The 22,354-nt window shown below is 41.8% G+C and carries 21 protein-coding genes and 1 other annotated feature; of the genes, 19 read left to right on the top strand and 2 right to left on the bottom strand.

Going from position 1 to position 22,354, the window contains the following annotated elements; translation table 11 throughout:
• Positions 1-25: 25 nt before the first annotated feature.
• The 11 genes from HGJ98_RS20265 to HGJ98_RS20215 all read left to right on the top strand — a co-directional run bounded on the left by HGJ98_RS20265 (position 26) and on the right by HGJ98_RS20215 (position 13,405).
• Positions 26-2,002, top strand: coding sequence for a hydantoinase/oxoprolinase family protein (locus HGJ98_RS20265; RefSeq protein WP_291353516.1), 1,977 nt, complete (start codon positions 26-28; stop codon positions 2,000-2,002).
• A gap of 82 nt (positions 2,003-2,084) precedes the next feature.
• Complete coding sequence (locus HGJ98_RS20260) at positions 2,085-3,272, top strand: Xaa-Pro peptidase family protein (protein WP_291353515.1); 1,188 nt, start codon at positions 2,085-2,087, stop codon at positions 3,270-3,272.
• 232 nt (positions 3,273-3,504) lie between these two features.
• Entirely contained in the window at positions 3,505-3,804 is a 300-nt protein-coding gene (locus tag HGJ98_RS20255) for a hypothetical protein (protein WP_291353514.1), read from the top strand.
• 245 nt (positions 3,805-4,049) lie between these two features.
• Entirely contained in the window at positions 4,050-4,520 is a 471-nt protein-coding gene (locus tag HGJ98_RS20250) for a CtsR family transcriptional regulator (protein ID WP_291353513.1), read from the top strand.
• A 13-nt stretch (positions 4,521-4,533) separates the two neighbouring features.
• Positions 4,534-5,049, top strand: a complete 516-nt coding sequence (locus HGJ98_RS20245; protein WP_291353512.1) for a UvrB/UvrC motif-containing protein — start codon at positions 4,534-4,536, stop codon at positions 5,047-5,049.
• Complete coding sequence (locus tag HGJ98_RS20240) at positions 5,039-6,100, top strand: protein arginine kinase (RefSeq protein ID WP_291353511.1); 1,062 nt, start codon at positions 5,039-5,041, stop codon at positions 6,098-6,100. Before HGJ98_RS20245 ends, HGJ98_RS20240 begins: the two co-directional genes overlap by 11 nt.
• A 76-nt stretch (positions 6,101-6,176) precedes the next feature.
• The gene (locus tag HGJ98_RS20235; protein ID WP_291353510.1) at positions 6,177-8,618 is read left to right on the top strand and encodes an ATP-dependent Clp protease ATP-binding subunit; all 2,442 of its coding nucleotides are present in this window, start codon (positions 6,177-6,179) and stop codon (positions 8,616-8,618) included.
• A gap of 145 nt (positions 8,619-8,763) precedes the next feature.
• The gene (radA, locus tag HGJ98_RS20230) at positions 8,764-10,179 is read left to right on the top strand and encodes a DNA repair protein RadA (RefSeq protein ID WP_291353509.1); all 1,416 of its coding nucleotides are present in this window, start codon (positions 8,764-8,766) and stop codon (positions 10,177-10,179) included.
• A gap of 63 nt (positions 10,180-10,242) precedes the next feature.
• Positions 10,243-10,419, top strand: a complete 177-nt coding sequence (locus HGJ98_RS20225) for a rubredoxin (RefSeq protein ID WP_291353508.1) — start codon at positions 10,243-10,245, stop codon at positions 10,417-10,419.
• A 258-nt stretch (positions 10,420-10,677) separates the two neighbouring features.
• On the top strand, positions 10,678-11,364 hold the full coding sequence (locus HGJ98_RS20220; RefSeq protein WP_291353550.1) for a response regulator transcription factor: 687 nt from the start codon (positions 10,678-10,680) through the stop codon (positions 11,362-11,364).
• Positions 11,339-13,405, top strand: coding sequence for a HAMP domain-containing sensor histidine kinase (locus HGJ98_RS20215; protein WP_291353507.1), 2,067 nt, complete (start codon positions 11,339-11,341; stop codon positions 13,403-13,405). Before HGJ98_RS20220 ends, HGJ98_RS20215 begins: the two co-directional genes overlap by 26 nt.
• A gap of 112 nt (positions 13,406-13,517) precedes the next feature.
• Here the strand turns inward: HGJ98_RS20215 and HGJ98_RS20210 are convergent, their stop codons facing one another.
• On the bottom strand, positions 13,518-13,727 hold the full coding sequence (locus HGJ98_RS20210; protein ID WP_291353506.1) for a hypothetical protein: 210 nt from the start codon (positions 13,725-13,727) through the stop codon (positions 13,518-13,520).
• Between the two features lie 270 nt (positions 13,728-13,997).
• Complete coding sequence (locus HGJ98_RS20205) at positions 13,998-14,390, bottom strand: DUF1573 domain-containing protein (protein WP_291353505.1); 393 nt, start codon at positions 14,388-14,390, stop codon at positions 13,998-14,000.
• Between the two features lie 184 nt (positions 14,391-14,574).
• Between HGJ98_RS20205 and HGJ98_RS20200 the strand changes: the two genes are divergently transcribed.
• The 8 genes from HGJ98_RS20200 (at position 14,575) to HGJ98_RS20165 (ending at position 22,281) form a co-directional block, all read left to right on the top strand.
• The gene (locus tag HGJ98_RS20200; RefSeq protein WP_291353504.1) at positions 14,575-15,057 is read left to right on the top strand and encodes a CarD family transcriptional regulator; all 483 of its coding nucleotides are present in this window, start codon (positions 14,575-14,577) and stop codon (positions 15,055-15,057) included.
• 355 nt (positions 15,058-15,412) lie between these two features.
• A complete protein-coding gene (locus tag HGJ98_RS20195) occupies positions 15,413-16,591 on the top strand; it encodes a PIN/TRAM domain-containing protein (RefSeq protein ID WP_291353503.1) in 1,179 nt (392 codons plus the stop codon).
• Positions 16,584-17,276 carry a 2-C-methyl-D-erythritol 4-phosphate cytidylyltransferase gene (gene ispD, locus HGJ98_RS20190; protein WP_291353502.1) on the top strand — a complete coding sequence of 231 codons (693 nt, stop codon included), beginning with the start codon at positions 16,584-16,586 and terminating at the stop codon, positions 17,274-17,276. The genes HGJ98_RS20195 and ispD overlap by 8 nt, the downstream gene beginning before the upstream one ends.
• 87 nt (positions 17,277-17,363) lie before the next feature.
• Positions 17,364-17,912, top strand: coding sequence for a 2-C-methyl-D-erythritol 2,4-cyclodiphosphate synthase (gene ispF / locus HGJ98_RS20185; RefSeq protein WP_291353501.1), 549 nt, complete (start codon positions 17,364-17,366; stop codon positions 17,910-17,912).
• A 2-nt stretch (positions 17,913-17,914) separates the two neighbouring features.
• A complete protein-coding gene (gene gltX / locus HGJ98_RS20180; RefSeq protein ID WP_291353500.1) occupies positions 17,915-19,378 on the top strand; it encodes a glutamate--tRNA ligase in 1,464 nt (487 codons plus the stop codon).
• A 112-nt stretch (positions 19,379-19,490) separates the two neighbouring features.
• Positions 19,491-19,703, top strand: a binding site (T-box leader).
• 89 nt (positions 19,704-19,792) lie between these two features.
• Positions 19,793-20,539 (top strand): serine O-acetyltransferase, encoded by a 747-nt coding sequence (gene cysE, locus HGJ98_RS20175; protein WP_291353499.1) that lies wholly within the window; start codon positions 19,793-19,795, stop codon positions 20,537-20,539.
• Positions 20,436-21,869 carry a cysteine--tRNA ligase gene (cysS, locus tag HGJ98_RS20170; RefSeq protein ID WP_291353498.1) on the top strand — a complete coding sequence of 478 codons (1,434 nt, stop codon included), beginning with the start codon at positions 20,436-20,438 and terminating at the stop codon, positions 21,867-21,869. Before cysE ends, cysS begins: the two co-directional genes overlap by 104 nt.
• Positions 21,870-21,885: 16 nt before the next feature.
• Positions 21,886-22,281, top strand: a complete 396-nt coding sequence (locus HGJ98_RS20165; RefSeq protein ID WP_291353497.1) for a ribonuclease III domain-containing protein — start codon at positions 21,886-21,888, stop codon at positions 22,279-22,281.
• Positions 22,282-22,354: the final 73 nt, after the last annotated feature.

Genomic DNA, 22,354 nt, shown 5'->3' with positions numbered 1-22,354 from the left:
GTTTTCTTTAATTGGAGGGATTAAATTGGGGTGGATTTTAGGGATAGATACTGGTGGAACGTATACCGATGGAGTGATTATCGATCCGGCTTCAAAGGAAATAATTGCAAAATCAAAAGCTCTTACAACACTTGAAGACTTAACAATTGGAATTCGCAACTGTCTTGATAGTCTAGGCGCAACAACCTTTAATACATTGTCTATGGTCTCCCTTTCAACAACCCTTGCGACGAATACAATTGTTGAAGGCCGCGGGTGTGAAGTTGGATTAATCCAGGTTGGTCGTAAACCCAACGGAATTCTGCCAACTGAGCACGTCATCCTGACTCCTGGCGGACATGATATAAAAGGATGGCCCATGGAAGATTTGGACCTGGACTTACTGCGGGGGCAGCTTGTCTCTTTTAAGGGTAAGGTTGAAGCCGTTGCGGTTTCCGGATACCTCAGTATACGTAACCCTGAACATGAACTTCAGGTTCGGGATCTTGTTCAAGAAGTGCTTCATATACCTGTTGTGTGTGCCCATGAATTGACCACAACTCTAGGTTTATATGAGCGTACTGTGACCGCAGTACTAAATGCTAGACTTCTCCCAGTCATTGCAGAACTTATTCAATCCGTTAAAAAGGTTCTTGCCGAACAAGAGATAAATGCTCCTGTAATGATTGTTAAAGGCGATGGCAGTTTAATGAGTGAACAAGTCGCTCGTGAGAAACCCATCGAAACAATTCTATCTGGTCCTGCTTCAAGTATTATTGGAGGTACATATCTTACCCCCACGGATAATGCTTTAATCGTTGACATAGGGGGAACAACGACCGATATCGCCCTCGTCGAGGAAGGTATTCCTCGTTTAACCCAAGAGGGGGCGGTAGTAGGCGGGTGGTTTACTCGTGTCCATTCCGCTGAAATAAATACCTATGGACTTGGCGGGGATAGTCAGATTCAGATGACTAAAGACCGGAAGCTCCTTGTGGGACCTCGGCGTGCTTTTCCTCTTTGCTATGTGGCTTCCCAATATCCTTCTATCGAGAAGGAGCTTCTTCAATATGCCTCAAAGATAGTAAACACTTCAGTTATTCAGTCTGTTGATTGCTTTGTGGCCTTTCCCCGTCAAAATCGTGAAACGCTGTTACCTTCAGAAATTAAATTGCTTGATTTACTGGGATCGGGACCCCATACTTTTTACTATTTAGCCGAAAAAATGGAAGTAGACCCTATTCTCTTCAGCTCAGAGTCCTACCTTCAGAAACTAATAAATCTCGGGCTGATTGCCCGTGTTACTCTAACACCTACAGACATCCTTCATGTACGTGGGACTTATACAGCTTGGAATGATCAAGTTGCAAAGCTGGGATGCGAGCTTTTAGCTCAAAAAATGGGGAAATCCTTAGAAGATTTTTTGAATGCAGCCTCTGAAAGGATAATTGATAATCTTTGTTTTACCATAATCCAAAGCTTCCAAATGTATGAAGGCAACAGCAGCAATCCTCTGAGCAATGAACAGGTTATGTATTATTTAAATAAGGCCCTTCATCCACAAGAGAATGGTTTGCTTCATTGTCGACTTAATGCGGGTATGCCTATCATCGGAATTGGTGCACCGGCCCATGCTTGGTTACCCCAAGTCGCTAAGCTTTTAAATACACCATTACTTGTTCCAGAACATGCTGAAGTAGCAAATGCGGTAGGAGCCGCAGTTGGAAAAATTGTTGTAAACGTTGAGACGATGATTCGACCGGATTCAAACTTTGGCGGGTTTGTCGTTTATTCGCTAAAGGGACACAAACATTTAGATGAATTTGAGGAAGCGGTCGATTATGCCGAGAATGAAGCCCGGAAGCATGCTTCACGGGAAGCAGAAAAAACTGGAGCCCAGCACTATGAGCTTATTGTTAAACGTGAAGATATTAACGCTGAGATCAATTATTCTCCGGATCATCCTCTTTTTATTGAATGCAAAATTAAAGTCACAGCAATCGGAACTTCGACTTGGTCATAAATTAAAAGGCTTGCAATTCAGCGGAAATATGAACATAATGGTATAGAACATTCTGAATATTACACAAAACGGAGGGGAAGGAATGAGAGTACCTAGTAAAGAATTAGAAAAACGAGTTGCTGATTTTCAAGTCAACCTAAGGAAGAGGGAAATTGACGGAGCACTATTGGTTCAACGAGCGGATACACTCTATTATACGGGGACTGCTCAAAATGTTCATATCTACATTCCGGTGGAAGGAAGGCCGCTTGTCCTTGCCTATCGAGATTTCGACAGAGCTCAGAAGGAAAGTTCTTGGGAGGTCTTTCCCCTTAGAGGGATGTCAAAAATTCCTAATAATATCCAAGAAGCCGGACTCCCCTTGCCAAGACTATTGGGACTGGAATTGGATGTTCTCCCTGTAAATCAGTATGAGCGTTATTGTAAAACATTTCCGGAAGTTAGGATGGTGGATATCTCCAAAGAGGTACGCCGACAGCGTTCAGTTAAGACGAGTTGGGAGATAGCTCGACTTGAAGAAAGTGCAAGAATCTTACCCTTGGTGCTCGAATTTGCCAAGGAAGTTCTTCATCCTGGGATGAGTGAGGTCGAATTCGAAGGATTGTTAGAAGGCAAGGCAAGGTCACTCGGTCATGGTGGTCACGTTCGTATGCGAGGATTTGATTCTGAGTTTCATGTTGGTGTAATCGCTTCAGGTGCTCGAGCAGCAGTTCGTAGTTGCTTTGATGGGCCTGTCACAGGACAAGGTATCTCCATTGCCCATCCGAATGGAGCTTCTATGGAGCAGATTCAGAAAGGTGAACCGATTGTTATAGATATGGTGACCGTCGTTAACGGTTATCAGATTGACCAAACCCGAATTTTGAGTTTAGGACCTTTATCCGAAGAGCTGACAATCGCCTATGAGACAGCAAGACAGGTGGAGGAGAGAATTCGCAGGGCCTTGATACCGGGACGGGTAGCGGGTGAAGTTTATGAAGAAATTCTAAACTGGGTCCAGGAGAATACGCCTTACGGAGATAATTTCATGGGCTATGGAACAGCGAAGGTCCGCTTTGTTGGGCATGGTGTAGGCCTAGAACTTGATGAGCTCCCAACCATTAGCAAAGGATCCAGTGAGGTCTTGGAATCTGGAATGGTAGTGGCTATTGAACCTAAGTTTGTTTTCCCCGGGGTTGGAGTCGTTGGGATTGAAGATACAGTCGTCATTGAATCTGACCTGGGTGCAAGATATTTATCCGTAACACCAAGAGAATTAATAGTTCTTTAAGATTATTTTTGATGATTTGGTAATAAGACATTGGAGTATGTGCGTTTGATGATATAATAGCGTAGATTTTGTAGAATTTAAGGACAAAGGTCCCTGCCTAAGCGGCAGGGATTTTTTCGTCCTAGATAGAAACTATAACTAGTGGCGCTAATTCCCTAGGGAGATTGAACCACTAGAAACTGGGGAATACTTACCTTAATCTGATTGGATCGAGGACTAGTGGAGGAAAACCATGAAAGAGAACTATGTTTGGCTAAGTTCCAAGGAGCTTAACCTAATGCTAAAAGGCTCGTTGCAATGGATAGATATATCCCCTCGGGTGACCTCATCTAAAGTTGGAATGCGGAAACTGAGTGAATCTCTGGGCAAACCATCCATTGCTAAACCTACTGAGCAAATAGAGCGAAATCCCTCACGGCTACAAGGGATATATTCAAAACGACTTGAAGGGCAGCCTGTCATTTGGTTGTTGGGCGGTGTTGGTTTACTAACACTATCTTCTTGGTTTTACTTTGTTATAGTTTCAAAGTAGTTGTAAACAGATATTTTTCAGAGAGGAGAAGGGGTACGTCAGAAAATAGACGTAACCCTTTTTCAGTTAAGCTCGTCTAACTAAGGCTAGGGTTAAATCCAATAAATACATCTTGCAATAACCTATTAAATTTTTGCAAAAAATCTTTGCAAAAATATATAAATTTGGGTATCATATAACTAGAAGGTCAGGGAAGGTCAATGATATGTATCTAGAAATATTACGTTGACAAGGAGACATAAACAATGGGAAACCTAGCGGATCGCATTGAGGAATACTTGAAACAGATTCTAGAAAAAACATCAGAAGGATATATTGTGTTACAACGAAGTGAGCTCGCAGGTGAGTTTGCCTGTGTTCCATCTCAGATTAACTATGTATTAGACACTCGTTTTACAGTTGAAAGAGGGTACCTTGTCGAAAGTCGCCGAGGGGGCGGAGGATATCTGAGAATAATTCGCTTAGGATTGGGTATTGAAGGGCAGTATCAACAAGTAATGCGTCAACTAGTTGGAGAACAACTTTCCCGTGACCGATCAAATGCCTTGGTGGAACGGCTTTTAGATGAGGAACTAATAACTCCTAGGGAAGCGGCGCTGATTAAGAGCGTGCTTTCTGGCAATAATTTAGGTGGAGAATTTAGAGATTGGGATGCTTTGCGGGCACGCCTTATGAAGGATATTTTAACAACCTTAAGTAGAGATGATTTGGTGTAAAGGAGGAGTTAGAATGCTTTGTCAACATTGTCAACAGAAAGAGGCTATTATGCAATTGTTTATAACAGAAAATGGACAAACTCGTGAGGTCTACCTCTGCGAGACTTGTGCTAAAAAAACTCAGGAAGTAAGTTTGGTTTTTCATCCCGCTATTGTACCGGAGTTTTTACAAGCACTTTTTGGCTTTAATGCTACGACAAAAGAGCAACCTATGGAGATGAAGTGTCCTAAATGTGGAATTAGCTTTTCTCGAATTACCCAAGTCGGAAAGCTCGGCTGCAGCACCTGTTATGAAACCTTTGAAAATCAGCTTGAGCCGTTGTTGCGTCGAGTGCATGGTGGAGGGCAAAATGTCGGTAAGATCCCTGTAAGACGTGGAGCTGAGATTAGAAGTCGAGTGGAACAACGAAAATTAAAGGAAACACTTAAAAACTTGATTGAACAAGAAGCCTTTGAGGAGGCTGCTATAGTAAGAGATCAGATTCGCAAAATTGAACAATCGACGGGAGGGGAAAAAAGTGAGTCGTAAGGAACTTCTTTTACAGCAAAGTGCCTGGATGAGCGAAACAGATTCTCCAGTCGTTATTAGCAGTCGAGTGAGATTAGCGCGTAACCTCGAGGAATTTCCTTTTCCCCATGGCCTAAGCCAAGAAAATGCTGCCGAAGTTGAAAAGATTATTTCCCAAGCCTTAGGCTATGTGGAAGGAAATGACGAGAATCTTCACTATATATCCCTAGCAGAGCTAAATGATGTAGAAAAACAAGTGTTGATCGAAAAACATTTAATAAGTCCTAGTTTAGGAGGCACGACCAGTGCGTGTGGTGTAGCGTTGAACTCTGATCATCGTTATGCAGTCATGGTAAATGAAGAAGATCATTTAAGACTTCAAGTTCTTTTACCGGGTAATCAGCTAATTGAGTCACATCGCTTGGCAACAGCCTTAGATGATCTTCTGGAGGCAAAGCTGGATTTTGCCTATAGAGAAAGTCAAGGGTACCTCACTGCATGTCCTACGAATGTAGGAACTGGGCTTCGGGCTTCAGTTATGGTCCACTTGCCTGGCTTGGTTATTACTAAACAAGTTCAACAGGTTCTAGGAGCGGCGGCCCGCTTAGGTTTGGCTGTCCGTGGGTTATATGGGGAAGGTTCTCAGGCCTTTGGGCACATCTATCAAATCTCCAATCAGATTACCCTGGGTAAAAGTGAAGAAGATATCTTAACTCATTTAGATGCGGTAACCAGACAGATCGTAGAGCATGAACTTCAAGCCCGAGAAAACCTGCGTCAGCAAATGCCTATGCTTTTAGAGGATAAAGTTTGGAGGGCTCGAGGTACTTTGCAAAATGCACGGCTGCTTTCTTCCGAAGATGCGATGCATCTTTTGTCGCATGATAAATTAGGGTCTGATATGGGGATATTACCGAAGACCAAGGATTGCTTTGCTACGTTAATCGTCGATACCCGCCCTGGATGCTTGCAATACATTCTCGATCGGGGGCTTGATCCTAGCCAACGGGATGAGGAGCGGGCTCGTCTAATTCGAAACGCCATGTGCGAAGACCGAGGCACGATACAGTAATGAAACTTCGCTTTCACTACTAGTTCAAACTCGGCGTCGAATCGCGCGCATCACATAAAGAAAGGATGAAGGAATAATGAAAGGTCGTTATACTGAACGTGCACAAAAGGTATTAGCAATAGCTCACAGTGAAGCCAAACGAATGGGACATCAAGTAGTAGGAACTGAACACGTATTGCTTGGGTTAATTCAGGAAGGGGAAGGAATTGCTGCCCAAGCCTTAACTGGAATGAACCTAGACCTTGCTAAAATTCGAAGTCAGGTTGAACAAATAACCGGGGTAGGCCAGCCTTTTAATGGAGAAGTCGGTTTTACACCCCGAGTCAAAAAAGTTCTAGAATTAGCTAATGAGGAAGCTCATCGGCAAGAAGTTAATTATATTGGAACCGAACATTTACTGCTGGGTCTGATTATGGAAGGTGAAGGAATAGCGGCCCGCATCCTGGGGAACCTCAATGTGGGGCCTGAAAGGGTATGGAAACAGGTTGTTAAGTTATTAGGTGGAGAATTAGATGAATCCGCAATACCAGCCCCAAACTCCGTACCGACATCTAAAAATGCGGGGCCGGTTAATACGCCCGCTCTTAACGAGTTCGGACGAGACCTTACTTTGCAGGCGCGAGAAGGACGTCTAGATCCAGTGATTGGAAGGGAAAAGGAAATAGAACGGGTCATTCAGGTCTTAAGCCGACGAACCAAGAATAATCCTGCGCTTATAGGAGAGCCTGGTGTTGGTAAAACAGCCATTGCTGAAGGACTGGCACAAGGCATTGTGAATAACAGAGTTCCGGAAATTTTGGTCAACAAACGAGTTATTACCTTAGACCTTTCCTCAATGGTGGCAGGAAGTAAATACCGTGGTGAATTTGAAGAGCGCTTAAAGAAAGTAATGGAGGAAATCCGTGCGGACGGGAATATCATACTTTTTATTGATGAACTTCATACCTTGATAGGTGCTGGTGCTGCAGAAGGTGCAATCGACGCCGCAAATATCTTAAAACCCGCTCTAGCCAGAGGCGAATTACAATGTATAGGGGCTACAACATTAGAAGAATACCGAAAATATATTGAGAAGGATACAGCCCTAGAGCGTCGTTTCCAACCGATCAATGTTGGTGAACCTACCGTAGAGGAAGCAATAGGGATTCTGAGTGGTCTAAGGGATCGTTACGAAGCTCATCATCGAGTGAAGATAACGGATGAGGCGATTGAGTCCGCTGCACGCCTGTCAGACCGTTATATTTCGGACCGATTCCTGCCGGATAAGGCGATCGATTTAATGGATGAAGCAGCTTCACGTGTTCGACTTACTAGTTATACTGCTCCTCCTGATTTAAAACTTCTGGAAGAAGAAGCGGAACGCCTGAAAAAAGAAAAAGAGGCAGCGGTTTCTAGTCAAGAGTTTGAGAAAGCTGCTCAAATCCGAGACCAGGAACAAAAAATTCGTAGTGAACTTGCTGAGCAACGAGATGTGTGGCAAACTAAGCGCTATAAAGAAAATGCCATGGTGACTGGGGAGGATATCGCACAGATAGTAGCTAGCTGGACAGGAATTCCTGTCAAAAAACTTGCCGAAGAAGAAAGTGAACGTCTCTTGCATTTAGAAGATCTTCTTCATCAACGACTTATTGGGCAGGAGGACGCCGTTACAGCAGTAGCTCGGGCGGTACGGAGAGCACGGGCAGGGCTGAAAGACCCTAAACGTCCCATAGGTTCCTTTATTTTCCTTGGACCAACAGGCGTTGGTAAAACAGAACTTGGTCGTGCTTTGGCAGAGGGAATGTTCGGGGATGAAAAAGCTTTAATTCGCATTGATATGTCAGAGTATATGGAGAAACATGCGGTTTCTCGGCTTGTAGGAGCGCCTCCTGGATATATTGGACATGATGAAGGAGGTCAGCTTACCGAGGCGGTAAGGCGAAAACCATATAGTGTCGTTTTATTGGATGAGATCGAAAAGGCACACCCTGAGGCCTTCAATATTTTACTCCAGGTCCTTGAAGATGGGAGATTAACAGACACTAAAGGACGAACAGTCGATTTTCGAAATACTGTGATTATCATGACCTCGAATGTAGGCTCTTCCTTCCTTAAGAAGGAAGCCATGGGCTTTGCAGCAAAGAAAGATGAAAAAACGGATTACAAAAATATGCGAGGACATGTAATGGATGAGTTAAAACGCTCTTTCCGTCCTGAGTTTTTGAATCGTATTGATGAATTAGTCGTTTTTCATTCACTCCAAAAAGAACACTTAGTAAAAATCTCCGAAATTTTGGTTCGACAGGTCAATAAGCGTCTAAGGGAAAATGGCTTGGAACTTCAGGTTGATAACAGTGCGGTCGAACTGATTGCTAAGGAGGGAAACGATCCGATTTTTGGAGCTCGACCTCTTCGTCGGGCTATACAACGATTAATCGAAGACGCTCTTTCCGAGAAAATTCTCGAAGGAGAGTTCAAAAATGGTGATCGAATTCGCGTGGAAGCAGAGGAAGGGAAAATGAAATTTTCCAAGCTTTAAGTAGTGTTGTAAGAAACAAAGAATAATTGATAGAAGTAGGGGCAATTTGTGAATTGCCCCTACTTCATTAAATCGTTGATATACTATTGAATAAGTATTTATTTTGGGGTAAATCCAGGGATTCCCAGAGGAAATGAGGCGTTGCATGAAGATCAAAGTAATCTATCGCTGTTCTAACTGTGGATCAGAAAGTCCTAGATGGCTGGGTAAGTGTCCAAAATGCGAGGAATGGAATACCTTTGAAGAGTCAGAGAGTCAACCCAAAACAATGTCTTCACAGAGTAAGAGAAAGACCTATCCGAAGAAGCTATCTGACGTTTTAGCTGGCAACAGCGATCGTATCGTGACGAGCATCAGTGAATTTAATAGGGTTCTTGGTGGAGGTATCGTTAAAGATTCCATTATTATTTTGACAGCTAGGCCCGGTGCAGGAAAATCAACCTTACTGTTACAAGTGGCGGATGACGTTGCCTCGAAGGGCTATAAGGTTTTATATGCCTCAGCTGAAGAGAGTGATAGCCAAATAAAAAATAGGTCAGATCGCATTCTTAAGGAAAGTAAGAGCGACATATGGATTTATTCTGATACAAGTATGAACCATGTTCTGGCCTCGATTGAAGAGCTTGACCCGGATTTGATTATTATTGACAGCATCCAGACCTTTACCCTCGATGAACATAATTCTCGTCCTGGTTCTCCCATTCAGACCATGGAATGTGCCAGCGAACTTTTGAAAGTTGCCAAGAATAGCAAACGTCCTAGAGCAGTAATCATGGTAGGTCAAATGACGAAGGATGATGAAATTGCTGGGCTCAGGGCCTTGGAACATCTGGTTGACGCCGTGTTAATTCTCAATGGTGAAAATGGAGAAGAATTAAGGGGAGCCTGGTGCTCCAAGAATCGATTTGGGAGTACAGGTGAAATAGGCTTCTTCTCGATGACCGAACAAGGAATGTTGTCCATTGATAACCCGTCGGAATTCTTTATGACCCAAAGGGGACAGGGGCAAACGGTTTCGGGCAGCGCCTTAGCAGTGATCAAAGAAGGGACACGGCCAATTATTGTAGAAGTTGAAAGTCTGGTCTCGAAGTCCTTCGCTCCTTATCCGTCCAGAATAGCAGAATGCTTGAGAAGAGACCAATTAAATACCTTGATTTCTATCCTTGAACAAAGAGGCAAGATTAACCTCTACGATAAAAATATCGTCATCAAGACCACAGGTGGGCTTCAACTTAGAGAACAATCAGTTAGCTTAGCGATTATCATGTGTATTGTTTCATCAGTGAAAGATAAAGCGATTCCCAATGATATTGTTTTTGTGGCAGATGTAGGGCTAACTGGAGAACTGAAAAAAGTCCCATCAATTGAAGCCCGAATTCGTGAAATCGATAGAATGGGCTTTAAACGAGTCTACGTTGCTAAAAATACCGTTAGGGATGCTTCGAGATTTAAAAATCTAAAAATTGTAGAACTAAACACTTTGTACGAAGTAATTATGGATTTGAATATGAAGCCTGCTAAGGCTGATAATGAGTTTCATATTATTGAAGAACTAAATTAGCACTTTGTAATTGTAATTAATACTAATTAGTGATAAAATCAAACTAAGGGGGTGGACAGTGAATTGAACGAAGAAAGCAAAATGTGGCAATGCCAAATATCAAGTTGTGGTTACATATATAATCCAGATAAAGGCTGTAAGAAAAGTAAAATTCCCAAGGATGTTGCTTTTGATCAGTTACCGGATGATTGGAGATGTCCATTATGCGGAGCAGGTAAAAAAATGTTTAAACCAATTTAAAAATCCCTTTTCTAGAAAAGCAGTCGGCGGAAGCCGACTGCTTTTTACTATAGACCAGAAAGTACAAGTTTAACGTTATTGTTATGAAAGAACTTTCTTAACATTGATCGAATTACATAGGGAGAAAAGGATAAACTTAAGAAGTTCTTAAGAATTACAACAAGCTTATAGTAAGATTTAGTTGATATCATAGCCTTAAAGTAAATAGTAGAGGATGTGATACAATTTGTGTAAATCAATACGTTGGGGTGATAGATCATTAATATACTAGTTTGCGATGATGATAAAGAGATATTAGATGCCATAAAAATCTATTTAACGAACGAAGGCTATAAAGTATTTAAAGCTTCCAATGGTTTAGAAGCCTTGGAAGTCGTTGAGGAAAACGAAATACATCTGGTTATTATGGACATTATGATGCCTAGAATGGATGGACTAAGGGCAACGATGAAGTTAAGAGAAGAAAGGAATATACCGGTTATTATGCTATCTGCGAAAACTGAGGATACTGACAAAATAATGGGTTTAAATATGGGAGCGGACGATTATATTACGAAGCCCTTTAACCCTTTAGAATTGATTGCAAGGGTAAGGTCTCAGTTAAGAAGATATACCACACTAGGGAGCTTGGAAAACAAAAGTAATGTCTATAAAACAGGCGGACTTGTTATTGATGATGAGAGAAAGATGGTAACGGTTGATGGTGACGAAGTCAAGCTCACTCCTGTCCAATATAAGATTTTAAAATTGTTGACTGCAAATGCGGGAAGAGTTTTTTCTATCGACGAACTATATGAAAAAGTATGGAAAGAAACGGCCTTTAGTGCGGAAAATACCGTGGCTGTCCATATCAGAAAAATAAGAGAGAGGATTGAAATTAATCCAAAGGATCCGAAATATTTGAAGGTGGTGTGGGGAATTGGATATAAAGTGGAAAAAATATAGCCACTTAGTAGTAATAAAGCTGATTGCCTTTATAGTTGCAATCGTCTGTTTTACGAGTGCCCTAATGATATTTGTAAACATTATTATAATAAAGAATGCTGATTTTGGTATTGCCTTTGAAGAGAGCTATTTTCTCGGTACTGATTACGTGAGTGACAGCAGTAATATCCTCACAAGCTTAAGAAATATAACAGAAAACTATAAGAGTGAGGAACATATTTTGAAGGGTGGTTCTCTCAAGGAGATAGAAATCAGACAAAGGGAAGAAAATTTGTTTTGGGATTTTCAAAACAATTCAAGAAGTTATAATCCGAATTTAACACATGAAGAAAATTATGTACTCTTCAAAGAAGTTTATGCTGCTGAACTTACAGAGTTAAAAGATCGGTTAATAACCGAAGAACTTCAAGCCTATAATTCAGTTTTACGGGAATTAGAAAAATATCAAGGTCTTATTTACTATGCAGTTGATAGTGAAACTGTATTCACGAATAGTACTAATAAAACCAAAGATCACTTCCAATCGTTTCCATCCTACATGGTATTCGATGGACCGGAATACAAGGTCTTTCCGCAAGAAATACAGGAAAATCCTCATTATTACTGGATTACCTCAAATACCAATCAATTAGGACACCAAGACAAGATGTATATTGCCTTTAATGAAGAATTCTTAAATTCCAGAATCGGAGAGTGGAAAGAAAATAAAGTATTAGTCACTAAGGGTCTATATCAAATAACAGGTTTTTCTTTGGGGTTGGCTTTAGCGTTTATTTATCTGCTTGTAGTCATTGGTAGAAAGAATGGGGAGAGTCAAGAGACTCCATTAAACGTTGTCGATAGAATCTATAATGATTTTAAGATTGTGATTTGCTTTACCCTGATAGCCATTTGGATCGCAGCTATAAGTCAAATAAATCATGTCCCAATCTATAACCTTATGTACCCGGTGACTTTGTTCATCGCCTCTTTGGGCTTAATATTCCTTCTTTCCTTCGTTAAACATCTGAAAAATAAGACGTTTTTAAAACACACTTTATTCTATGCCATTTTCTATAAAATTTTCAAATTCATTAAAGAGATTTACGATAGTGGGAGTGTTGGAATAAAGGTTGTTTTAATCGTAATAGGGTATCCAGTATTAGTAGCCATAACCTTCTTTATGTTTCCAATAACTCTAGGAATAGCAGCCTGGATTGCTCTTAGAAAGGTTAAGGAATTCAGCGCTATAAAAGAAGGGGTAAAGCGGGTAAAAGAAGGAGATATCCACTATACTATAAATGTGTCTGGAGGCGGAGAGTTTGCCCAACTTGCTGGGGATATAAACAGTATCACTGATGGGTTATATAAAGCCGTTGATAATGAGATTAGAAGTGAACGGCTGAAGACTGAATTAATTACCAATGTATCCCATGATATTAGAACTCCTTTAACGTCTATTATCACCTATGTCGATTTATTAAAGAGTGAAACGGATCTGGCGAAGGCAAAAGAATACCTAGAAATACTTGACCAAAAGTCACAACGCTTAAAAACCTTAACTGAGGACCTATTTGAGGCGTCTAAGGCCTCTAGCGGAAATATCCCAGTAAACTTTGAAGAGATAGACATTGAGTCTCTAATAACTCAGGGATTAGGGGAACTGGACGATAAAGTTCAAGATCGAAAGTTAGAATTCAGGATTAACCGACTTAAAGATAAAGTATTTATCAAAGCAGATGGTAAATTATTGTGGAGAGCTATTGAAAATTTGTTATCTAATATATTTAAATACGCGTTGGAAGGGTCAAGGGTATATATTGATATTATTGATTCAGGAACTGGGGTAATGCTAATTATTAAAAATATCTCTGCCTATGAGTTGAATATTTCTTCTGAAGAATTAATGGAGCGATTTAAAAGGGGAGATGAATCCAGAAGCAGCCAGGGTAGTGGACTAGGACTATCTATTGCCAAAAGTCTAGTTGAAATTCAGAAAGGAAGTTTTGATGTAGAAATAGACGGCGATTTATTTAAGGCAATAATTCACTTGCCTAAGTGAAGTTAGGGCAGGCAGGAGGCATCTCTTTCGCTTAGTGAAGTGGGAGACTTTACTGAATTGGATAAGCCTATAGTAAATTAGAGATTAACAAGGTAGTAACTAAGGAACCTCTCTATAGTTCCTTAGTTACTACTTGTTTATCTTCGTCAATTAATCGTTTAAATAAACTTGAAAATTCGGAGGTATCTACAATAACCTCTAACCAAGTATCATCCTGCGGATCATCGGGATACATAACAAAAGCAATTTTCCCAGGCTCCGTTTCAAAGATTTCCAGAACGTTTTTTTCCCCCGTGATTTCAATCTTTAATTTTCCACCCATGTTTAGTCCACCTCACCTTTAGTTACACCAATCATGGTTAGAAATATGCGGGATAAGTCAAAGGAAGGTGAACCAATATTAGTATCTTCATACAAACGCCATAAAATGATCACAAATTTAAAGTAATATAACAATAAACGCTCTAATAATCAGGCTAAGTGTTATATATGTTGTGTTTTAACATTTTTGGTCAGAGACTTGAAGAGTAAACTATAAAAGCTCCTGCAAGGCAGGAGCTAAATCATTAAAACTAAAATATTATGGGTCTGGTTAGGTTAAATTGAAAATTGTTAACGTCTGTAGTTTTTTGAGTTCTTGGTAGAGGACATCGCTTAGGGAGATGTCTAAAGCGTTGGACAGAGCTGCTATATAAAAGAGCTGCTTGCCTAATTCTGCCTCTATAATATCCCGGCAGTTATCGCAAACATATCCTTCAAGTTGGCTGTCCAAGAGCTCTCTCAAATCGGCAACACTTGAATCTGGTGGAATCGGTTTCTTACGCGCATTCACTGCGTGGCAACCACAACTAGTCACAGATTTGACGACGGCTCGGTTAACACGAGCTGAAGTTTCTTGCCCTTTGGACAAGATATCCAGAATGCTTTGATGTCGGATTAACAGAGATTTTACCGTGCCTTGGAATTGGTCAGTGAGTTGCTCCATGTGTGCTATCCTCACTCCTTTCTGCCATCTCTATTATAACGAGGAGGCTAGGCTGTTGTCAATTTTCAACAGATTTAAGGCTGAAAAAGGGAAATTGACAGGCTAAAGACATGTGTGATATAATTTTAAAATTTTGACCCCGGCTATGTTCCTTGCTATAATATATAGATAAGGGGGTGGCCGAATGTTTAAGGTTGGTGACAAAGTTGTCTATCCGATGCACGGTGCCGGAATTATTGAGTCGATCGAAGAACGAGAAGTTCTTGGGGAAAAAAGCCAATACTATGTAATGCATTTACCAGTAGGGAATATGAAATTGTTTATTCCCTTGAACAATGTGGAGAACCTTGGCTTGAGACAAGTTATTTCTCCTTCCATGGTCAAAGATGTTTTGGAGGTACTGAGAACTAAAGATACGGCAGCTACCTTGGCCTGGAATCGGCGCTATCGTGCCAACTTAGAAAAAATCAAGAGTGGAAATATCTTTGAGGTTGCAAATGTTGTTCGGAGTCTCGCCCAGAGAGATAATGAAAAAGGCCTTTCGACGGGGGAGAAGAAGATGTATGAAAATGCCTGCCAGATTTTGATTAGTGAACTTGTTTTGACTGAAGGGTCTGAAGAAGAAGCAGTCAGACAATGGCTTTCATCTGCTTTGATTTTGGCCTGAGATTAGCGACTTAAGGACCAACCAATGGTACATTCGCTATTATCATAAAATGCTCTTTATTAGACTAGGCTGGCGCCCACCACACACACACGAAGACACTGTCTTCGCACGTATTAGCTTTTCTTGCAGACACTGTCTTCGCAAGTGTCAACTTCTTGCAGTTGCAGGCGCCGGCAGTGCTCGCAGACCATGAGAAAGCCCACGAATTGGCCTAGACATTCGAGGTTGGATTACTGCTTCAATTAGTTTAACTGAAGAGCAAATAGGATTAAATTACCTTTGGTTGAAAATTAATGAAATACAAAGTATAATTGGAAAGACTTTTAGTCAAAATATGTTAAAAGGAGGTGAAAAGATGATTCGCAATTTAATACGCGGTATCATCACTCTATTATTTGGTGCGGTAGGTTTTTATCTCAACCATATACTTATAAGCCTGGATTTCTTTCAAACGTTTGGATGGAATGGATCGCCTGTTTGGACTTACGCCATAATGAGTATTTTATTTGGTATCATAGGGTTTTTAGTTGCTCCGTCTAGTATCCGCTCTTTTATTTCTTTAATGCGTTGGATGGATTCGCGCTTAACCAAGGTTCCTACAAATGATCTTATGGGTGGGGCCATCGGTGGGATTATTGGACTTATTATTGCAAGTTTATTTAGTAACTCGTTTATTAGTATTAAATTCTTTGGTCCACTTTTGGCGGTCTTAATAAGTCTTTTTGTAGGTTACCTGGGTTTGACAATTGGAATGAAACGGAAAGAGGATGTCTTGGGCTTCCTTAACTTCTTTCCGAAATTCCGTGACCGAGGAGACAAGTCGGAAAAAACTGATAAACAAAAAGACAGCAAGGAAGTTAAAATTAGCCGTTCACGTGAGTCAGTAAGTTATAAAATTCTAGATACCAGTGTAATTATCGATGGCAGAATCGCGGATATAGTTAAAACTGGATTTTTAGAAGGAGTATTACTTATTCCGAGTTTCGTTTTGGAGGAGCTTAGACATATCGCCGATTCTTCAGACTTACTCAAACGAAATCGTGGGCGCAGAGGACTTGATATTCTTAATCAAATTTCCAAGGAAACGATCATTAAAGTTCATATACATGAACAGGATTTTGAGGATATCAATGAAGTCGACAGCAAATTGGTACGGTTAGGGCAAGTTTTAGGAGCTCCTTTATTGACGAATGACTACAATCTTAATAAAGTAGCTGAACTTCAAGGAGTTAAGGTTTTAAATATTAACGAACTGGCCAATGCCCTAAAACCCATTGTTTTGCCTGGAGAAGAGATGCTGGTTCAAGTTATGAAAGAGGGAAAAGAGCCTGGTCAAGGTGTCGCCTATCTTGATGATGGAACCATGATTGTTGTGGATATGGGACGGAGGTATATGGGACAAAATGTTCTCGTTTTAGTGACTAGTGTTCTTCAAACGGCTGCCGGGCGCATGATTTTTGCCAAACCCAAAACTTCCCTAGAAAAAAAGACGATGGGCCTTCGTTCGACGGATGAGGTGAATGCGATTGGCTAATATCGGGATCGTCATTCCTGCAGCTGGTCAAGGCAAACGGATGGGGGCCGGCTATAACAAACAATTTCTTACTTTAATGGGACGACCGATTTTAGCCCATACGGTAGGACTCTTCGAAGAATCTAATGCTGTTTCTGAAATTGTTATTGTGGGGGCAGAAGGTGATCTCTCCGTTATAGAGGAACTTGTTCATAGCCAGAGGTTTAATAAAATTGTTGCAATCTGCAAAGGTGGCGTTTTTCGTCAAGATTCCGTTCGTGCAGGGGTTCGAGCTCTAAGTACCACTATTCAACGGATAGTGGTGCATGATGGGGCGAGGCCCCTTTTAACATTACAGGCATTTCATAAATTTATAGATGAAACCCAAGAATACCCTGCTGCAATTATGGGAGTTGCAGTTAAAGACACCATTAAGAAGATTGACATAGCAGGAAACGTGCTCGAAACTCTCCCGCGTGAACTTTTACGTGCTGTTCAAACCCCACAAATCTTTGACCGTGGGATATTAGAAGACGCACATGATCGAGCAGCTTCCGCAGGATACTATGGCACAGATGATGCATCCTTGTTAGAATGGATGGGGCATCCTGTACAGATGGTAGAGGGTATGCAGGAGAATATTAAGGTGACCACGCCAGAGGACTTGTGGTTAGCTGAACGAATACTAGCGACGCGCGAGACGTAGATAGTCATCCTAAGCGATGCGAAGGATCTAGATCCTCCAGTCGCCCCTCCTTCAGGATGACACAGTGCTTGAGCTGCTTTCATTGCAATGACAGCTGATCGTGGGTCGTCGAACTTCGAACCACGAACATCGAATTTCGAGAATGGGGGGTTGAATATTAAAGTAGGAATCGGTTATGATGTACACGCATTGGTTGAGAAACGATCATTGATTCTTGGTGGGGTTGAAATTCCGCATGAACGTGGTTTGCTGGGGCACTCGGATGCCGATGTACTAACTCATGCGATTATGGATGCCCTTTTAGGTGCTTTATCTTTGGGAGATATCGGAGGACACTTTCCCGATCATGATTCACGCTATCGTGGTATTTCAAGTCTAACCTTATTGGGTCACGTCATGGGACTCGTTAAATCACAGGGGTATCGCGTAGGAAATTTAGATAGTATAATTATGGCGGAGCGCCCAAAACTTGCCCCGTACATATCTAAAATGCGCTTTAACCTTTCACAAGTATTGAATGTTGAGGAAGCGTGTGTCTCTGTAAAAGCAACAACCACGGAACGACTTGGATTTGTAGGAAGAGAAGAAGGAATTGGTGCTCAAGCAATTGTTAGCTTAAAGAGGTTGGAGGATTAATGATGAAGATTCGTGTTCGATTTGCACCCAGCCCAACAGGTCCGCTTCACATAGGAGGGGCAAGATCGGCTTTATTTAATTATTTATGGGCTCGCAAAAACAAGGGAACATTTATTGTCCGTAGTGAAGATACTGACTTAGAACGTTCTAGTAGAGAATCCGAACATAATATTTTAGAAGCCCTTCGGTGGTTGAATATTCAATGGGATGAAGGGATCGAGGTTGGCGGAGAGAATGGTCCTTATCGCCAAACAGATCGCCTAGAGCTTTATAAGGAGTACACCGAGAGGCTTATTACTAGTGGGCACGCTTACTATTGTTACTGCTCTGAAGAAGAGTTAGAGCATGAACGAGAAACTTTGCTCGCCAAAGGGGAAACTCCACGTTATATGGGGAAGTGTCGGCAGTTAACTCCAGAGCAACGAGCGGCGTTGGAGCTTGATGGTCGAAAGCCTGTGGTGCGCTTCCGTGTGCCCGAAGGGCAAGCAATTCACATTTCGGATCAAGTTCGCGGGGATGTTGTTTTTGAAAGTGATGGGATCGGAGATTACGTTATCGTTAAATCGGATGGAATTCCTACCTATAATTTTGCTGTCGTTGTGGATGATATTACCATGTCAATGACCCATGTAATTAGAGGAGAGGAACATCTTTCTAATACCCCACGTCAAGTTCTGATATATCAAGCGTTAGGAACACCTGTACCTGAGTTTGCACATATTTCTCTTATTCTTAATACAGAAGGAGGAAAGATGAGCAAGCGTGATGGGGATACTGCGGTTATAGACTATCAGAAGAAGGGATATCTCCCGGAAGCAATAGTTAATTTTATTGCCCTGCTTGGATGGTCACCATCAGGGGAAGAAGAGTTTTATACCCTGGATGAATTGGCAGAGGCATTTTCTTTAGATCGGGTATCAAAGAGTCCGGCGGTGTTTGATCGATATAAATTGGACTATATTAACACTCATTACATTAAAAAATCCTCTCCAGAACGATTAGTAGAACTCGCTTTACCTCATTTAGAAGAATTGGGTATTCGTCCAGATGAGAAGCGGTCGGACAAGCAACAGCAATGGTTGATTGGCTTTATTAAAGCTATTTCAGAGAAAATATCCTATATGGCTGAAGTGAAGGACTATATCCACTATTTTCATGGAAATGTTCCGTTGGAGCCTGAAGGGGAAGCATTAGAGGTACTCAAGGGAGAGCAGGTACCGAGAGTGCTGGAATTGTTTATGGAAAAAGTACAGAGTTCAGAACAGCTTTCTGGAGAAACTGTGAAAGTCCTTTTAAAGCAAATGACAAAGGAGCTTAAGCTCGGAGGCAAATTTGTTTACATGCCGGTTCGAGTGGCTTTGACTGGGCAGATGCATGGACCGGAGCTCTATGATATTATCCCCTTGTTAGGGCTTGAGAATGTTTTAGAGCGGATCCGGGTAACAAAGGTGCGTTATTTAGGTTAGTAGTTAGAGTTGGAGTTAGTCAGTTGGACGTAGTGATTGACAGGGATTGGCGACTAACCTATAATAGAATAAAATTGCTTTTAGTGTTTTAGATTATTAAACTTAATGAAGATCTAAGGCGATGATGAGAAAGAGTACAAAGAGGAATTGCGACTAGCGAAAATGGGGTAGTGGAAGCCATTTGCAAGGAGTTTTTGGAAGTGCGTCTCGGAGCTGATTGGAAGAATTTTAAAGTATTTCAATCCGTTTGACTGCGTTAAAAGTCTTAAGCTGGAGCGGCATGTCCGTTCAAACAGAGTGGGACCGCGGAACTTTCGTCTCTGGACGAGGGGTTCCGCTTTTTGTGTTGTCCAATAATTTTTTCAGGGTAGGGACAATTCATGAATCCCTACGTCAGAAAGGGTGAGGCTAAAGATGTTCGGACAGATGAAGCGCGATATTCAGGTTATTTTCGAACGAGATCCTGCAGCAAAAAGTATTTGGGAAGTCATATTTTGTTACCCGGGGTTTCATGCAGTGCTTTTCCACCGAATGGCTCATTGGTTGTACTGTCATAATCTGGTCCTCTTACCTCGTATGATCTCTCAGCTTTCCCGCTTTCTGACAGGGATTGAGATACATCCAGGTGCGAAGATTGGGCAAGGTCTCTTTATTGACCATGGAACGGGTGTGGTCATTGGTGAAACGACAGAAGTTGGTGACAATGTTACTTTGTATCAAGGGGTTACCTTAGGTGGTACGGGCAAAGAAAAAGGCAAAAGGCATCCGACCATTGGAAACAATGTCGTGATTGGGGCAGGAGCAAGAGTACTAGGTTCCTTTAAAGTTGGAGATAATGTAAAAATTGGAGCAGGATCGGTTGTTAATAAGCCGGTGCCTAGTGATACGACGGTAGTAGGGGTACCGGGGAGGATTGTCCTCCATCATGGGGTACCGATTAAAGATCCTGATTTAAGACACGATGATCTTCCGGATCCAGTGAACGAGATGCTGAAATGCTTAATGCAGCGTGTAGAATATTTGGAAGAACGATTAAAGGAAGAGGAGAGTCGATACAATGTCTTTGAAATTATACAACACCATGACACGTCAAAAAGAGGAATTTCAGCCACGAGAGAACGGGAAAGTTGCGATGTACGTATGCGGTCCGACGACGTATAACTATTTCCATGCGGGGAATGCACGAATGTTTGTAGTGTTCGATATGATTCGTAGATATTTTACCTATAAGGGGTATGATGTCCGTTACGTTCAGAACTTTACTGATGTGGATGACAAAATCATTCAACGAGGACACGTCGAAGGGATGGACCCTTTGGCTTTAGGGCAGAAATATATCGAGGAATACTTTAAAGATGCCAAAGCTCTAAACCTGTTACCGGCAACCATTCACCCAAAGGCTACAGAGCATATTCCTGAAATGATTAAGATTATTCAAGGCCTTATTGATACAGGACTAGGTTATGCAGTTGACGGGGATGTTTACTTCGCTGTAGACCAGTTTCCTAACTATGGGAAACTATCGGGCAGAACACTTGAAGATATGAAGGCCGGGGCCAGGGTTGAAGTGGATGAACGCAAACGCCATCCTATGGATTTTGCCCTTTGGAAAAAGGCAAAACCCGGAGAACCTGCTTGGGAAAGTCCCTGGGGTGAAGGGCGTCCGGGTTGGCATATTGAGTGTACTGCTATGTCACTGAAATATTTGGGGGCGGGATTTGATATTCATGGTGGAGGAGAAGACCTCGCCTTTCCTCATCATGAAAATGAGATTGCTCAAACCGAAGGATACCTAAAAGGGAACACCTTCGCTCGTTATTGGATGCACAATGCGTTTTTGACCATCAATCAAGAAAAGATGTCCAAGTCCTTGGGCAATTTTTTCACAATCCGCGAATTGCTGGTCAATTCTCCGGGAGAAGTAATTCGCTTTTATTTACTAGGGACACATTACCGCAGTCCTTTAGATTTTAATGATCAAAACCTAATTATGGCTCAAAAGGGCTTGGAACGCTTACAAACCAGTGTTCGTTTGGCTCAGGAGGCCATGAAGCGAGAAGGATCTTCAAAGAAAGAGGGGAGCCATGAGGAGTTATTAAAAGCTGCAAAAGAAGCGCGTAAAGCCTTTGAAAAAGCTATGGATGATGATTTTAATTCCGCCCTCGCCTATGCAGCCCTCTTTGAATTAGCTAAAACGATGAATGCGAATGTCCAGGAGGATCCTGTACCGTCACATGGGCTTGCAGAGGCCCAAAAGACGTTATTAGAACTGGGAGATGTCTTAGGGTTTGACTTGCTTCATCCGGCCCAAATTCAGGTCGAAAACGATGAAATACTAACTGAAGTTATGGATGCTGTAATGCAGATCCGTTCTAAATCTCGGCAGAAAAAGGACTGGGAAATGGCAGATTTTATTCGGGATGTGCTCAAAGAAAAAGGGATTGTCATTGAGGATACTCCTCAAGGTGCAAGATGGCAAATTAAGAAGTAGTTTGAAAGGTGACCTTATGCGAAATTGGCAGGAAATGAATGCCTTAACCCTAGCGTATTTGGGAGATGCAGTCTATGAACTTTGGGTTCGGACCCACTTGCTTGAGCTGGGACATGAGAAGGTTAAAGAACTTCACAAGCAGGCAATTAGCTATGTTCGTGCTGGTACCCAGGCCCGAGTTTTGCAGACGCTTTTACCTGATCTTAATGAGGTTGAACTGCAGATTGTTATGAGGGGGCGGAATGCCAAGGGTGGACATCCTAAGAACGTGGATGTTGTGACCTACCGTCATGCGACAGCCTTTGAGAGCCTAGTAGGCTATTGGCAATTGAAGGGTGAGAGTGAACGCATGGGGTGGGCATTCAATAAAGTGGATGAACTGATTTATCATGAAGATGAATCATCAAAGTAGTGCGAGGGAACCGCTCTCATTTATCGAGTGGGAGTCGCATTGATTGGATAAAATTATGCTAATAGTAACGGAG

The organism is Desulfosporosinus sp. (assembly GCF_014237355.1).
Taxonomy (GTDB): domain Bacteria; phylum Bacillota; class Desulfitobacteriia; order Desulfitobacteriales; family Desulfitobacteriaceae; genus Desulfosporosinus.
This window is presented reverse-complemented; position numbering and strand designations above follow the sequence as displayed.